This window comes from Accumulibacter sp. (assembly GCF_023806625.1).
GTDB lineage: Bacteria > Pseudomonadota > Gammaproteobacteria > Burkholderiales > Rhodocyclaceae > Accumulibacter.
In genome coordinates, this window is the sequence record NZ_JAMTDX010000056.1 from 93,308 (window position 1) to 108,037 (window position 14,730).

12 protein-coding genes are annotated in these 14,730 nt (G+C 69.0%); 4 read left to right on the forward strand and 8 right to left on the reverse strand.

Going from position 1 to position 14,730, the window contains the following annotated elements; translation table 11 throughout:
* Nucleotides 1-62: 62 nt before the first annotated feature.
* From NFW05_RS10085 to NFW05_RS10100, 4 genes are all read left to right on the forward strand, one after another.
* Complete coding sequence (locus NFW05_RS10085; RefSeq protein ID WP_295305873.1) at nt 63-398, forward strand: copper-binding protein; 336 nt, start codon at nt 63-65, stop codon at nt 396-398.
* A 77-nt stretch (nt 399-475) separates the two neighbouring features.
* Nucleotides 476-1,714 carry a TolC family protein gene (locus NFW05_RS10090; protein WP_295306003.1) on the forward strand — a complete coding sequence of 413 codons (1,239 nt, stop codon included), beginning with the start codon at nt 476-478 and terminating at the stop codon, nt 1,712-1,714.
* On the forward strand, nt 1,711-3,294 hold the full coding sequence (locus NFW05_RS10095; RefSeq protein ID WP_295305876.1) for an efflux RND transporter periplasmic adaptor subunit: 1,584 nt from the start codon (nt 1,711-1,713) through the stop codon (nt 3,292-3,294). Before NFW05_RS10090 ends, NFW05_RS10095 begins: the two co-directional genes overlap by 4 nt.
* 10 nt (nt 3,295-3,304) lie before the next feature.
* A complete protein-coding gene (locus NFW05_RS10100) occupies nt 3,305-6,439 on the forward strand; it encodes a CusA/CzcA family heavy metal efflux RND transporter (RefSeq protein ID WP_295305878.1) in 3,135 nt (1,044 codons plus the stop codon).
* Nucleotides 6,440-6,476: 37 nt separating this feature from the next.
* Here NFW05_RS10100 and moaE read toward each other — a convergent pair whose 3' ends face one another.
* From moaE to NFW05_RS10140, 8 genes are all read right to left on the reverse strand, one after another.
* Nucleotides 6,477-6,932 (reverse strand): molybdopterin synthase catalytic subunit MoaE, encoded by a 456-nt coding sequence (gene moaE, locus NFW05_RS10105; protein ID WP_295305880.1) that lies wholly within the window; start codon nt 6,930-6,932, stop codon nt 6,477-6,479.
* Nucleotide 6,933: 1 nt separating this feature from the next.
* Entirely contained in the window at nt 6,934-7,185 is a 252-nt protein-coding gene (gene moaD, locus NFW05_RS10110) for a molybdopterin converting factor subunit 1 (protein WP_295305883.1), read from the reverse strand.
* 13 nt (nt 7,186-7,198) lie between these two features.
* A complete protein-coding gene (gene glp / locus NFW05_RS10115) occupies nt 7,199-8,404 on the reverse strand; it encodes a gephyrin-like molybdotransferase Glp (protein ID WP_295305886.1) in 1,206 nt (401 codons plus the stop codon).
* Complete coding sequence (gene mobB / locus NFW05_RS10120) at nt 8,391-8,936, reverse strand: molybdopterin-guanine dinucleotide biosynthesis protein B (RefSeq protein WP_295305889.1); 546 nt, start codon at nt 8,934-8,936, stop codon at nt 8,391-8,393. The genes glp and mobB overlap by 14 nt, the downstream gene beginning before the upstream one ends.
* Nucleotides 8,933-10,261 (reverse strand): hypothetical protein, encoded by a 1,329-nt coding sequence (locus NFW05_RS10125; RefSeq protein ID WP_295305892.1) that lies wholly within the window; start codon nt 10,259-10,261, stop codon nt 8,933-8,935. The genes mobB and NFW05_RS10125 overlap by 4 nt, the downstream gene beginning before the upstream one ends.
* A complete protein-coding gene (locus NFW05_RS10130) occupies nt 10,261-12,204 on the reverse strand; it encodes an ATP-dependent DNA helicase (protein WP_295305894.1) in 1,944 nt (647 codons plus the stop codon). The genes NFW05_RS10125 and NFW05_RS10130 overlap by 1 nt, the downstream gene beginning before the upstream one ends.
* Nucleotides 12,205-12,594: 390 nt before the next feature.
* Entirely contained in the window at nt 12,595-13,617 is a 1,023-nt protein-coding gene (locus NFW05_RS10135; protein ID WP_295305897.1) for a hypothetical protein, read from the reverse strand.
* A 153-nt stretch (nt 13,618-13,770) separates the two neighbouring features.
* Complete coding sequence (locus NFW05_RS10140) at nt 13,771-14,544, reverse strand: NAD-dependent deacylase (RefSeq protein ID WP_295305900.1); 774 nt, start codon at nt 14,542-14,544, stop codon at nt 13,771-13,773.
* Nucleotides 14,545-14,730: the final 186 nt, after the last annotated feature.

The following is a 14,730-nucleotide window of genomic DNA, read 5'->3' on the forward strand; positions in this document are numbered from 1 at the left end:
GGCTTGCGGGCGACGAGCAGCGCCTTCACCCGGAACCGGCGCTGGCCATCAGGAGAGAACCGATGAACAGGATGATCGTCACCTTGCTGCTGGGCTGCGTCGCGCTGCTCGCCGCCACACCGCTGCTGGCGACGAGCGATCATTCGGCTCAGCGCGGCAGCGCGGCGACGGGCTCTCTGGTCGACGGCGAGGTCAGGAAGGTCGACAAGGCCGCCGGCAAGGTGACCATCGCGCACGGCCCGCTGCCGAACCTGAACATGCCGGCGATGACCATGGCCTTCAGGGTGAGCAACGCTGCGTGGCTCGAGCAACTGAAGGCCGGCGACCGAATCCGCTTCGCCGCCGAAGACGTCAATGGGGTGCTGACCGTCGTCCGCTGGCAACCTTCCCCCCGGTGACCGTCGCGGCAGACCAGATCCGCGGCGCTGGCCAGCTGGCCAGCAGGTGGCTGCTCCGCTGCCTGCCGACGCTCGTCCTGGCCTGCGCGATCGCTCCCGGAGCACCGGCGCGAGCCCAGGATGCCGCGCTGGGCGCGGAGCTCGAGCCACTGCTCGCCTACGCGCGGACGCGTAATCCCGAGTTCGCTGCGCTGCAGGCCGAAGCCGACGCGTCGCACGAACGCATCGTTCCGGCCGGAGCGCTGCCCGATCCGAAGTTCGGCGTCGAGTTGCGCGACATCACCCGGTCGGGGGAGCAGAACCCGACGCTGTCGCCGGGTCGCACCGGCAGCACCCGTTATCTGCTGCTCCAGGAGATCCCCTGGTTCGGCAAGCGCGACCTGCGACGGGAGGTCGCCGAACTCGAAGCCGAAGGGGCCAGGGAACGCGCGCGGGGCAATTGGGCCGAGGTCGCCGGACGGATCAAGATCAACTTCGCCCAGCTCTACTACCTCTACCGCAGCGAGCGCCTGACCCGCCAGATCCTCGACCTGCTGGGCCGCCTCGAACGGATCGCTCTGGCCCGCTATGCGGGCGGGCTCGCTGCGCAGCAGGACGTGATCCGCGCGCAGGTCGAGCAGACCAGCCTGCGCAGCGAGCTGATCACCCTCGAAACCGAACGGCACCACGCGCACACCCGCCTCAATACGCTGCTCGCCCGGCCCGCCGACGCCCCTCTTCAGGAGCCGGCCCGGCTGCGCCCGCTGCCGCCCCCGGCGGCGCTCGACTACGCGGCGCTCGACGAGCGCGCACGCGCACGGAATCCGCAGCTGTTCGCCGACGAGGCGAAGCTCAGGGCAGCCGAGAAGACGCGCGAGCTGACTTACCGAAACCGCTACCCCGACTTCGCTTTCGGCGTCGCGCCGGTCCAGTACCAGAACTCGATCAGGGAATGGGAGCTGATCGTCGAGCTGAACATTCCGCTGCAGCAGTCGTCGCGCCGCGCCCAGGAGCGCGAAGCGGAGTCGCTGCTCGCCGCCGCCCGCGCGCGCAAGCAGGCGAGCACCAGCCAGGTCGGCGCGGAACTCGCCGAAAGCCTGTCGGCGATCGAAGCCGCGCGGCGCACCGAGAACCTGCTGGCCGGCAGCCTCCTGCCGCAGGCTGAGCTGACCTTCCAGGCAGCGCTGGCCGGCTACGAAACCGGCAAGGTCGACTTCGCGACGCTGCTCGACGCCCAGCGGCAGATTCGCCTGGCCAGGCAGAATCAGCTCAAGGCCCAGGTCGACGCGCGGATTCGTCTCGCCGAGGTCGAACGCCTGCTCGGGGGCGACCTGTGAGGACCGGCACGACGCTGGTCATCGGTGCTCTCGCCGTGGCCGTCGCCGCCGGCGGCGGTTACTGGCTGGGCAGCGGCCATGCGCCCTCGGGCGAACCAGCGGGAGCACCGGCAGCGGACGGTCCGACGGCGACAAGGCAGGCCAAGGTCCTCTACTACCGCAACCCGATGGGCCTGCCCGACACCTCGCCGGTGCCGAAGAAGGACCCGATGGGCATGGACTACATCCCGGTGTACGAGGGCGAGGGGAACGGCCAGGCGCTGGTCCCCGGCGAGATCCGGATCGGCGCCGAGAAGATCCAGAAGCTGGGCGTGCGCAGCGAAGCCGCCGAACTGCGCGTGCTCGACCAGGTGGTCCGCGCCGCCGGCCGGATCGAGCCCGACGAGCGACGGGTCTACGCGATCGCGCCGAAGTTCGAAGGCTACGTCGAGCGCCTGCACGTCAACGTCACCGGCCAGCCGGTCGGCAAGGGACAGGCGCTGTTCGACGTCTACAGCCCCGAACTGGTCTCCGCGCAGCGCGAGTACGCGATTGCCGCGCAGGGGGTCGATACGCTGGACGGCGCCGGGCAGGCGGCGCAGGAAGGGATGAAGGAACTCGCCGAATCGAGCCTCGCGCGCCTGCGCAACTGGGACATCTCCGAGGAGCAGGTCCGGGCGCTGGCCAAGTCGGGAGTTGCCCGGCGGACGCTGACCCTGCGCTCGCCGGTGAGCGGAATCGTCACCGGCAAGAAGGCTGTGCAGGGAATGCGCTTCATGCCCGGCGAGACGCTCTTCGAGGTCGCCGACCTCTCGTCGGTCTGGGTGGTCGCCGACGTCTTCGAGCAGGACATCGCTCTGCTGAGCCGCGGCACGAGCGCGAAGGTCCGGATCGACGCCTACCCGGACAGGGTTTTCGAGGGGAAGGTCGGCTACGTCTATCCGGCGCTCAGGCCGGAAACGCGTACGGTTCCGGTACGCGTCGAACTGCCCAATCCGGACCGGCTGCTGAAGCCGGCGATGTTCGCCGAGGTCGAGCTGTCGGTCGGCGGCAGACGGGCGGTGCTCAGCGTGCCGACTTCGGCGGTGATCGACAGCGGCAGGCGGCGGATCGTTTTCGTCGACGCCGGAGAGGGCCGCTTCGAGCCGCGCGAAGTCAGGCTCGGACGGCGCGACGACCGGCACGTCGAAGTGCTCGAGGGGCTTCGTCAAGGCGAGGCGGTGGTCGTCGCCGCCAACTTCCTGATCGACGCCGAGAGCAATCTGCAGGCTGCGTTCTCGGCCTTCGGCCATGGCCGACAGCCCGGGGACGGCCGCGGCAGGCCGGCAGTCGTCGCGCACCGCGCGTCGGGAACCATCGACGCGATCGACCTCGAGGCGGGAGTGGCGACGATCAGTCACGGCCCGGTGGCCAGCCTCGACTGGCCGGCGATGACCATGGACTTCCAGGCGACGACGCCCGCCCTGCTCGCCGGGCTGAAACCCGGCCTCGCGGTGAGCTTCGAGTTCGTCGAGCGCAAGCCGGGCGAATGGGTGATCACCGGCATCCAGCCCGCGGCTTCCGGCGGAGCTGGGGCCGCCGGACGACACGCGGGTCATTGACGGGTCGCGCATGCTCGCCAGAGTGATCGCCTGGTCGGCGGACAACCGTTTCCTCGTCCTGCTGGCGACGGCCTGTATCGTCGCCGCCGGGGTCGTCGCGGTGCTGCGCACGCCGCTCGACGCGCTGCCCGATCTGTCCGACGTGCAGGTGATCGTCTATACGGAGTACCCGGGCCAGGCACCGCAGGTCGTCGAGGACCAGGTGACCTACCCGCTGACCACGGCGATGCTCTCGGTGCCCGGATCGAAGGTCGTCCGCGGCTTCTCGTTTTTCGGCGTGTCGTTCGTCTACGTGATCTTCGACGACGGCACGGACATCTACTGGGCACGCTCGCGCGTCCTCGAGTACCTGAGCTTCGCCGCCGGGCGAATGCCGCGCGGGGTGACGCCGCAGTTGGGTCCGGATGCGACCGGCGTCGGCTGGGTCTATCAGTACGTGCTGCTGGCCAGCGACCGGACGCTCGCCGAACTGCGCACGCTGCAGGACTGGTACCTCCGTTACCAGCTGACCAAGGCCCACGGCGTCGCCGAGGTCGCTTCGCTCGGCGGCTTCGTCCAGACCTACCAGGTGACCGTCGATCCGGTCAGGCTGCGCGCCTACGGCATCCCGCTGGCGACGGTGGCGAAGGCGATTCGCGACTCGAACCGCGATGTCGGTGGCCGGGTCGTCGAAATGGCCGAGACCGAGTACATGGTTCGTAGCCGAGGCTACCTGCGCGGCGCCGCGGACATCGGCGACCTGGTCGTCAAGGCGATCGGCGGCACGCCGGTACGCGTGCGCGACGTGGCGCGTGTCGAACTGGCGCCCGACGAGCGGCGGGGAATCGCCGAACTCGACGGGGAGGGCGAAGTCGTCTCGGGAATCGCCATCGCCCGCTACGGCGAAAACGCGTTGCAGGTCATCGACCACCTCAAACGGAAGATCGGCGAGGTCTCGGCCGGACTTCCCGAGGGAGTGCGCATCGAGGCCGTCTATGATCGCTCGGAGCTGATCCACCGGGCGATCGACACGCTGAAGCGAACGCTGATCGAGGAGAGCGCGATCGTCGCACTGGTCTGCGTCGTCTTCCTGCTGCACCTGCGGAGCGCGCTGGTCGCCATCGTGATGCTCCCGGTCGGGGTGCTCGTCGCGTTCATCGCCATGCGTCTGATCGGCATCAACTCGAACCTGATGAGCCTCGGCGGCATCGCGATCGCCGTCGGCGCGATGATCGATGCGGCAATCGTGATCATCGAGAACGCGCACAAGCACCTCGAACGCCTGCCCGCGGACCACAGCCAGGGCCAGCGCAGAGAGGCAATGGTCGCCGCCGCCCGGGAAGTCGGACCGGCACTCTTCTTCTCGCTGCTGATCATCACCGTTTCGTTCCTGCCGGTATTCACGCTCGAGGCACAGGAGGGCCGCCTGTTCGCCCCGCTCGCCTACACCAAGACTTTCGCGATGGCGGGCGCGGCGCTGCTCTCGGTGACGCTGGTCCCGGCGCTGATGATCTTCTTCATTCGCGGCCGCATCCTGCCCGAGGCGAGGAACCCGGTGAACCGCGCGCTGATCCGAGCCTATCGCCCGGTGATTTCGACCGTCCTGCGGTGGAAGAAGACGACGATCGTCGTCGCCCTGGCGGTGCTCGCCGCGACGATCTATCCGGCAAGCCGACTGGGTTCGGAGTTCATGCCGACGCTCAACGAGGGCACGCTGTTCTACATGCCCACCTCGCTGCCCGGGATGTCGATCACCAAGGCCGCCGAGCTGCTGCAGACGCAAGACCGGATCATCCGGAGTTTCCCCGAAGTCGCCTCGGTCTATGGCAAGGCGGGTCGCGCGGGCACGGCGACCGATCCGGCGCCGACCGAGATGTTCGAGACGGTGATCAACCTCAGGCCCGAATCCGAGTGGCGACCGGAGATGACGATCGACCGGCTGATCGCCGCGATGGACCGCGCGCTGCAGTTCCCCGGCGTGGCGAATGCCTGGACGATGCCGATCAAGGCGCGCATCGACATGCTCTCGACGGGCATCCGTACGCCGGTGGGCATCAAGGTCTTCGGCAAGGACCTCGACGAACTCGAACGTCTGGCGCGGGAGATCGAAACCGTGGTCAGGGCCGTACCGGGAACGACTTCGGCGTTCGCCGAGCGAATCACCGGCGGCTACTACCTGGACATCGAGCCCGACCGGACACGGCTCGCACGCTACGGGCTGACCGTCGGCGACGTGCAGGAGGTGATCGGCCAGGCGCTCGGCGGCGAACTGGTGACGACCACCGTCGAGGGCCGCGAACGCTTCGCGGTGACCGTCCGCTACCCGCGCGAACTGCGCGCCGATCCGCAGCAGATTGCCCGCGAGGTGCTGGTCCCGGCGAGCGACGGCGCGATGATTCCGCTCGGTCAGCTCGCGCGCGTCGAAGTCGCCAGGGGAACGCCGGGGATCCGTACCGAGAACGCCTTGCTCGCGGCGTACATTTTCGTCGATCTCCGCGATCGCGACATCGGCGGTTACGTCGCCGACGCCAGGGAAGCGGTCGCCCGGCAGGTGAAGTTCCCGCCGGGTTACTACGCGACCTGGAGCGGCCAGTTCGAGCCGATGGAACGGGCGATCGAGCGCGTGAAAATCGTCGTGCCGCTGACCCTGCTGATCATCTTCGTTCTTCTCACCCTGAACTTCGGGCGACTGACCGAGGCGCTGATCGTCATGCTCTCGGTGCCCTTCGCGCTCGTCGGTGGCGTCTGGCTGATCTGGCTGCTCGGCTACAACCTGTCGGTGGCGGTCGCCGTCGGCTTCATCGCCCTCGCCGGCGTGGCGGCCGAAACCGGGGTGGTCATGCTGATCTACCTCGACCACGCCCGGCAGCGGCTCGCGGCCAGCTGTCTGGAAGAGCAGCGGCTGCCGACGCCGGACGAGATCCACGCCGCGATCGTCGAGGGCGCAGTCGAGCGCGTTCGCCCGAAGATGATGACCGTCGCGGCGATCATCGCCGGCCTGCTGCCGATCATGTGGGGCACCGGCACCGGCTCGGAAGTCATGCGCCGGATCGCTGCGCCGATGGTCGGCGGGATGATCTCCTCGACGCTGCTCACCCTGGCGGTGATTCCGGCGATCTACGCGCTCGTCGGGCAGTGGCGCCTGACCCGCGCCGGCCGGCGATGAGGCGGCGCCGCGCGGCGATCGGCAACGCGCGAGCGGCTCATCGCTCGCCCCAGCGTCCGGCCGCCGCGTCGTCGGCAGCATGCGCCTCGACCCAGCGCGCGCCCGCGCTGGTCACTTCGCGCTTCCAGAACGGCGCCCGTGTCTTGAGCGTGTCGATGATGAATTCGCCGGCGGCAAACGCCGCGCCGCGGTGAGCCGAGGCGACGCCGACGAAGACGATCCGCTCGCCGGGCAGCAGGCGCCCGACGCGATGGACGACGCGTACCGCGTTCAGCGGCCAGCGCCGACGCGCTTCGCCGGCGATCGCCGCGAGCGCCTTCTCGGTCATCCCCGGATAATGCTCGAGGCTCATTTCCGAGACCGCAGCGCCTCCACTGAGGTCACGAACGAGTCCGACGAACGAGACCAGCGCGCCTGCGCCCGCGCCACCGGCCTGCAGCTCGGCGAGTTCGGCGGCAACGTCGAAATCATCTTCCTGGACGCGGACGCTCATCTCAACCTCCGCTGACCGGCGGGAAGAAGGCGACTTCGTCACCGCCGGTGACCGGCGAGTCGGGCTTCGCCATTTCCTGATTGACCGCGCAGCGCAGGTTCCCGAGCGTGGCGAGTTGCTCCCACGGGCCGCCGCGCGCGGCGAGGAAAGCGATCAAGCCGGTGACGTCCCCGACCCCCGGCGGCAGTTCGATCTGCTCGCTGGCCCGACCGAGCGCTTCGCGCAGGCTCGCGAAATAGAGGATCTTCGGCATCGTGTCGGTCCTCTCAGGAGAGCAGTTCGGCGAAGGGCAGGAAGTCGACGACGTCGCCGCGATGGACGACGCGCCGCGGCGGGTTGTCGACCAGCCCATCGCCCCAGACGGCCGAAGTCAGCACGCCCGATCCCTGGTTCGGGAAGAGGTCGAGACCGCCTTCCGGGTTGCGACGGACGCGCAGGAACTCGCGCCGCGCATCGGGCTGCAGCCAGTCGAAGTCGGCGCGCAGCGCATACGCGGGCGGCGTGATCCACTGCGCGCCCTGCATCTTCAGCACGACCGGGCGGACGAAGACCAGGAAGCCGACCAGACTCGACACCGGGTTTCCCGGCAGACCGATCAACGGCACTTGCCGGCGGTCGCCGCCGATCCAGCCAGAGATCAGCGGCTTGCCCGGCTTGACGGCGATCTTCCAGATGTCAACCCGCCCTTCGCTCTCCAGAGCCGCCTTGACGTGATCTTCCTCGCCAACCGAGACGCCGCCCGAACAGAGCAGCAGATCGCTTTCCGCGGCCGCCGCGCAGAAGACCCGGCGCAGTTCGCTGAGGTCGTCGGGAACCTGGCCGAAATCGCTGACCACGCAGCCGAGCCGATCGAGCAACGAGCAGAGCAGAAAGCGATTGCTGTTGTAGATGGCGCCCGGGCGCAGGGCATCGCCGGGCATGGTCAGTTCGTCTCCGGTGAACGCGACCGCGACGCGCAGGCGGCGATAGACCGGCAGTCGAGCGATACCGACCGACGCGGCGAGCGCGACGTCTTGCGGGCGCAGGCGCTGGCCGACGGCGAGAATCGCCGAGCCGGCCATGATGTCGCTTCCGGCGCGGCGGATGTGCTCACCCGGCGATGGCCGGTGATCGATGCGCACCGCGTCGGGCGCGTGCTCGCAGAGTTCCTGGATGACCACCGCGTCCGCACCCGACGGGATCGGCGCGCCGGTGAAAATTCTCGCCGCGGTTCGCGGGCGCAGCGTAGTTCCGACCGTGCCTGCCGGGATGCGCTGCGACACCGGCAGCCAGGTTCCCGGCTCGGGCACGTCGGCGGTGGCCACCGCATAGCCGTCCATCGCCGAGTTGTCGAGCGGCGGCGAGTCTTCCGCAGCCACCTGTGTCTGGGCCAATACACGCCCCGCCGCATCGGCAATCGCTACGAGCTCGATCTGAGTGGCCGGCGGCGCACTGGCCAGCAAGCGGGCCAGTGCCTCGTCAACAGAGAGCATCGCTTGCTCCTTCCTCCCCGGCGCTCTGCCAGAAACCCCAAGGATCGACGATGAACCGGGCGATCGCCGGGACGTCGTCGAGATCGAGCCAGGCGATCCTCGCGGGCAATTCCGCGACTGGCGGCGCGTCCGAGGCCACGGCAGCGACGTGCGCGTCGTCCGGCCAGAGCAGCGGTCTGCCGAGCAGCGGTCGATGAACCTCGATCCGCGGGATCGCCTCCTGCTCGAAGCCCTCGACGAGGATGAGGCCGCACGGCGAAAAACGGCTCGCGCATTCGGCGAGCGTCGGCTCGCGCTCCCCGCACAGTTCGTGCAGTAGCGCCCAGCGCGCGCCAGCGGCAAGCAGGACCTCGGCCGCACCGGCCTGGCGATGGCGATACGAGTCCTTGCCCGGGCGATCGACATCGACGTCGTGATGCGCGTGCTTGAGCACGGAGACGCGCAACCCCTGCCCGTTGAGCAGCGCAATCGGCTTCTCGATCAGCGTCGTCTTGCCCGACCCTGAATGGCCAGCGATCCCGATGAGCTTCATCGAGCTTCTCCGCACGGCACGCCCGATGGCACCGCGACGACCCCCGCGAAGCCGCCGCCAGGGGTCCGGAAGTTGGTCGTCTGACCACGGTAGAGACGTGCGGCGACGAGTTGCACGACGCCCCGGTAAACGTAGTTGCGCAGGTCGAGCTTGAGATCCTGCTCGACTCCGTCGACGACCAGCCGTCGCTCGGATGGGGCAACGACCGCCTGGGCGACGTAACCACCCCGGGAAATCGCCGCAAACGCTCTCCGGGTCAGCTTGTCGCCACGGTACGCCGCCTTGCTGCCGAAACCGGCGAACGGTTTGAAGAACCACTGGCGCCGGGTCGCCCAATACTCTTCGGCGTTCTCGGGTCCGACCTCGCAAGTGCGGGGGATGCCCTCGGCGAGCAGCGCACGATCGGCCTCGTCGACGCCGATCTGCGCGAGCCAGCGCACATCGCCGAGCAGGCAGAGGTTGCGTTTGTCCGCGTAGAGCGCGTGCGTCCGCGGGTTGGGAGTCAGGACGACCGCTCCGGCGAGCCAGGCCGCCAGCAGAGCGGCGTTCGGCCCGTCGGCGAGGGCGAAATCGGTGAGCCGGTTGTAGACCAGGTCGACGACGCCGCTGCGATGCCACAAGCGTCGCCCGTCGAAGCTCAGGTCGGCCGGGTCGGCGATCACCGCGGCGATGCCGTGCGCCTCGAAGAGCTCGCGGAAGAGCGCGAACTCGGGCGCCAGATACTGCTCGTCGGGCCGCTCGTCGACGATCGCCACGCGGCCGGGCAGCCGCGAACCGGCTCCGCGCTCGAGCCGCCACTCGCTGCCGAACATGTCGACGAATCCTTGCTCGACCGGCCCGCGAGCGAAGCCCTTTCCGGTCCCCGCGCCGCAGGCCCGCCGGACATCGAGCAGCCGGGCGTTGAGCATCGCCCCACCGGCGTTCGAGTTGATCTCGATCAGTCGCGGCCCCTGCGGGCCGAGATGGAAATCGTAGCCGACGAAGACCCCGGCCGCCGCGCAGGGATGGCGGCCAGCCGCCGGCGCCCGGGCGAACGCCGTCTGGCGATACGCCGGACGCGCGACGACGCGCTCGACCACGTCGATGATCTGCACCATCCGCTGCAGATCCGCCTCGCTGACGAAAACCGTCGTCTCGGCGAAAAGATGCGGCCGGCTGGAAAACAGCTCGACGAGCGAGGCCGAACCGGTGTCCCCGGCGAGCGCCTGCGAGAGCGCGCGACGACTGGGCGAGTTGCTGCGGCAGTCGCGATTGAGCGCGTCTGCGGCCACCGGGCCATCTTCGCGATGCGCTCTGCCGATCGGCCGGGCGAAGGTTGCGTCCATCAGCGCCGGTCCGCGGCAGGCCCGGCGAAGAAGGCGAGCACCTCGGCGAGGTCGCGGGTCCGCTTCATCGGCGGCAGGCTGCGCCAGATGCACTTGCCGTAGGCCTTGCCGGTGAGCCGCGGGTCGCAGATCATCAGCACCCCGCGGTCGGTCTCGTCGCGGATCAGCCGGCCGGCCCCCTGCTTGACGCTGATCACCGCGCGCGGCAACTGGTAGTCGAGGAAGGCGTTGTGCCCCTCGCTCTTCAGTTTCTCGATGCGCGCGGCGAGCACCGGGTCGTCGGGCGGAGCGAAAGGCAGCTTGTCGATGACCACCAGCGAGAGCGCTTCGCCACGCACATCGACCCCTTCCCAGAAGCTCTGACTGCCGATCAGGATCGCGTTGCCCAACCTGCGGAAGCGGTCGAGCAGGTCATTCTTGCTCGATTCGCCCTGGATGAGCAGCGGCAGATCGAGTCCCTCACGCTGCAGGCGCGCGCTGAGCAACTCATGTGTCCGGCGCATCGCGCGCAGCGCCGTGCACAGGAAGAAGGCGCGGCCGCCGCTCGCCCGGAGAACCGGGAACGCCGCCTCCACGACCGCCTCCGGGTAGCCGGCGCTGTTCGGATCGGGCAGGCCCGGTGGCGCGTAGAGCAGGGCTTGGCGAGGGTAGTCGAATGGGCTCTCCCAGCGCGCCGCGCTCGCCTCGACGAGACCCATCTCGGCGCAGTAGTGGGCGAAGTCGTCCTGCACCGCAAGCGTTGCCGAAGTGAAGATCCACGCTCGCGGGTGGCCATCGATCTGCCGCCGCATGATGTCGGCGATCACCAGAGGCGTCACGTTGAGCTGCAACGCGTGCGTGTAGGTCTCGGCCCAGCGAACGAAGTCGGCCTGCGCGCCGCTTTCCCAAGCCTGCAGGCGGGCCAGCAGGTTACCGGCGCGCTGCCAGCAGTTGTCGAGTTCCTCGCTGCGCTGGGCCTGGGTGGCCAGCACGCCGGTCAACGCGTCGACTTCGCCGATCAGCGCGCCCAGCGCGGCGCCAAAGCCCGCCCGCGCAGCGAGCTGGGCGAGCGCGTAGCGGCCGGGCTCGACCGGCAGCGCGAGGCGCAGCTGGCGAGCCGCCTTGTCGACCGATGCGCAGCGCGCTGGCAGATCGAGGCAGTCGCGAGCGGCTGCCCGGGCCGCGAGCTGCGTGTCGCGCAACAGTTCGGCGACCTGCGCGGTCGAGACGCTCTCGCCGAAGAAGGCGCTGGCGATTTCGGGCAACTGATGCGCCTCGTCGAAGATCACCGTGTTGCAGGCTGGCAGCAGTTCGCTGACCCCCTCGTCGCGAAGCATCACGTCGGCGAAGAAGAGGTGGTGGTTGACGACGACCAGGTCGGCGACCAACGCCTCGCGCCGAGCGGCGAGAACGAAACAGTCCTTGTGCCTCGGGCAATCCTGACCGAGACAGTTGTCCCGGGTCGAGGTCACCGCCGTCCAGACGGTCGCCGTCTCGGGCACGTCGCTGCACTCGGCCTTGTCACCGCTGTGCGTCTGCCGGGCAAAGCGCGCGATCCTTCGCGCATGGGCGGCGTCTTCGCGCGAGAGAAAACGCCCGTCGGCCAGAGCGCGGTCGAGGTGGTGGTGACAGAGGTAATTCGACCGCCCCTTGAGCAGGGCGACGCGCAAAGGTACTCCGAGGGCCTTGCACACCGCCGGGATGTCGCGCGTGTAGAGCTGATCCTGGAGAGTGCGCGTGCCGGTCGAAACGATCACCTTTCCCCCGGAGAGCAGCGCCGGAACGAGGTATGCGTAGGTCTTGCCGGTGCCGGTTCCCGCCTCGGCGACGAGTACCCGATTCCCGGCGATCGCCGCGGCGATGCTCTCGGCGAACTCGACCTGCTGCCTCCGCTGGCGATACCCCGGCACACTGGCCGCCAGCGGGCCTGTCGCGGAGAAGACTTCGGATAGCGGGACGGTCATCGGCGGTCCATCGGCATCAGCGCGCATGCTACCAGATGCGGCTGATCAAGCGATGCATGCCGTCGGGTCGGTGGCCGGCCCGGGGGAGGCACGCTGCGTCGGCTGCCGGCGACCGGGGCTACGGGAACCACTGCGGACGCACCCTGCAGGAGCCAGCCGATGATCGCCGTCATCGAGCCAGTGCGCGTCGGGCCGATCGACATGCCAGAAGTTTCGAGGCTGATCCGCTACCGTCGGGGGAGTTCCGGGTGACCGCTTCGACGAGATCCGTCGGGCAAGACTGCGAGGCGTCTGGCGGCAGCCGTAGAAGCGAAGCGGGGGACCCGTGCGCGAACGTCGCTGCGCGCGACGTGGCTCGGCTGCGACTGGTAGGCTCGACGCCGCGCCGCTTCAGCAGACCAGCCGCTGCGCCTCGCTGAGCAGCGTCCTGCGCCGGATCAGCCCGCTGCGCGGGAAGCTGCAGGCGAGCAGGCTGACTACCGGAGCGCTCTTGACGACGACCAGCGGCAGCGCGATATCGACCGCCGGCTCGTCTGATCCTTCTGGCACGACGACGTTCATCTGGCTGAGCCGCAAGCGCAGAGTGCTGATGTGGATGTAGTCGGGGCCGTGCGTGAGCACCTGCTGGACGCGATCGATCGCGTTGTCCAGGACCTCTTCGGGCGTCGGACACACGGTCAGGGCTTCTTCGTTCTCCGCGAGGCGGGCCTCGACGTCCTCGACCTGCTGTCCCGCTCGCCCGCCGTGACCGAGCATCGTCTCGAGCCCGGCCCGCTGGCCCTTGAGGATCGTCAGCCGCGACTGGAGCATCGAGCGCTGGACTGCCAGGTCCTTGCAGCGCATGTCCGACGAGGCGATCTGCCTGAGCGCTTCGGTAGCCAGGAACTTGAACGCCCGCCGCCGGATCTCGATCCGCGCGTCGCGCTCAGACGCGCTCGGCAGGACGGCCTTCTTGTCGACAAACGAGATGCAGGTGCGCATCACGTCGTGCTGGACGACGTCGCCACGCGCGACGACGCCGAAGGATGTCTCCTCGCGGCGCAGGAAGCGCAGCGTGGCCCAGACCTGGTCGACCTCCGGCGCCTTCTCGAAAAAGTCCTGCACTGCGCGACTGCGGCTGAATACCGCGGGAATGTCGTGGGCGCTGGCGAAGACGGCGCGCAGCACCGGGTTTTCCGCCCAACCCCGCTCGGTCGCTTCGATCGTCGGGGGAATCTGCGACTCGATCTCCCGGCAGTAGAGCACGGCCTGCTCGACCGCCGGAGCGAGTTTGCGCCGGTAACCGGCGACAAGCTTGAGACGCGGATTGACGATGCCCACCACCTGTTCGATGCGCTGCGCGATCACTGCCGGGTCGACCGTCGTTCCGGTCGCATCGTCGTTGCCGCTGAAGAGCCAGTCGAGAATACCCATTCGCCCTCCCATCGATGTGTTCCGCCCCGATCCGGGGTACGGGAGAAATCAGACGCCGACACCAGCAGGCGAAGGATGCACGCGCGCCGGGCCGCCGTCAATTGGCATGCCGACGCAGCGCCAGTACTCCGGGAGAGCGTTCGGGCCGGCGCTTCAGGCTCGTAAAGCGGCGACGCGCGAGCGGATCGCGCCCATCGCCTCGGCTGCGCCGATCGGCAGATGGTAGGTGACGTGAGGCGTCAGGCGTGTGACCAGCGGGTTGATCTCGACGCTCGGGATTCCGGCCTCCGCCGCCCAGACCACCGGTGCGGCGATATACGGAAAGACCCCCGAGGTGCCGATCGTGAATACCATGTCCATTCCCTGCTCGAGCTCGGCCACCAGGCGACCGATCGCCGACTCCGGCAGGGCTTCGCCGAAAAGCACGACGAGCGGACGCAGAACTCCGCCGCAGGCCGGGCAGACCGGCGGCAATGGTCTTCCCGACAGGTCCTCGACGCTCTCGGCAAAGTCGCAGCTGGTGCACACGAGGTCGTGCAGGTTGCCGTGGATCTCGATCAGCCGCTTGCTGCCAGCCTTGCGGTGCAGTCCGTCGACGTTCTGGGTGAACACCAGGACGTGGTCGAGCGTCGCTTCGAGTTCGGCGATCGCCAGGTGAGCGGCGTTCGGCAGCGCGCCGCGGCAGTTGCGCTCGATCTGGGCGAGGTACTTCCAGGTGATGTCCGGACGGACGGAGAACATCGCCCCCGAGAGCACCGTCTCGATCGGCAAGCCCTCCTCGGTCACCTCACCGTCGTAGAGCCCGCCTACGCCGCGATAGGTCGGCAGGCCGGAATCGGCCGAGATGCCCGCGCCGGTGATGAACAGCACGCGACGAGCGCTGGCGAGACGGGCGGAGATTTCGTCGAGTACGCTGGCCAGGATCATCGGTCGAGGAGGTTTCGAGGGACGGTGTACTTTCCGCCATCCGCACGGAGTGTGGCCATCATACTCCGGAGAGGCCCCGGGAAACCAGCGGATCGTCGGCCGGGCAGAGCCCCGGCCGGCGCCCTCGCTCAGCGCACGGCGAGCTGCTCGGCGATGACTCCCGGTCGACCGCCACCGAGGGCACGC

Bases quoted from the DNA above. Each gene is read 5' to 3' on its own strand.
- NFW05_RS10085 (WP_295305873.1), top strand. From the start codon at position 63: ATGAACAGGATGATCGTCACCTTGCTGCTGGGCTGCGTCGCGCTGCTC.
- NFW05_RS10100 (WP_295305878.1), top strand. From the start codon at position 3,305: ATGCTCGCCAGAGTGATCGCCTGGTCGGCGGACAACCGTTTCCTCGTC.
- moaE (WP_295305880.1), bottom strand. From the start codon at position 6,932: ATGAGCGTCCGCGTCCAGGAAGATGATTTCGACGTTGCCGCCGAACTC.
- moaD (WP_295305883.1), bottom strand. From the start codon at position 7,185: ATGCCGAAGATCCTCTATTTCGCGAGCCTGCGCGAAGCGCTCGGTCGG.
- glp (WP_295305886.1), bottom strand. From the start codon at position 8,404: ATGCTCTCTGTTGACGAGGCACTGGCCCGCTTGCTGGCCAGTGCGCCG.
- mobB (WP_295305889.1), bottom strand. From the start codon at position 8,936: ATGAAGCTCATCGGGATCGCTGGCCATTCAGGGTCGGGCAAGACGACG.
- NFW05_RS10125 (WP_295305892.1), bottom strand. From the start codon at position 10,261: ATGGACGCAACCTTCGCCCGGCCGATCGGCAGAGCGCATCGCGAAGAT.
- NFW05_RS10130 (WP_295305894.1), bottom strand. From the start codon at position 12,204: ATGACCGTCCCGCTATCCGAAGTCTTCTCCGCGACAGGCCCGCTGGCG.
- NFW05_RS10135 (WP_295305897.1), bottom strand. From the start codon at position 13,617: ATGGGTATTCTCGACTGGCTCTTCAGCGGCAACGACGATGCGACCGGA.
- NFW05_RS10140 (WP_295305900.1), bottom strand. From the start codon at position 14,544: ATGATCCTGGCCAGCGTACTCGACGAAATCTCCGCCCGTCTCGCCAGC.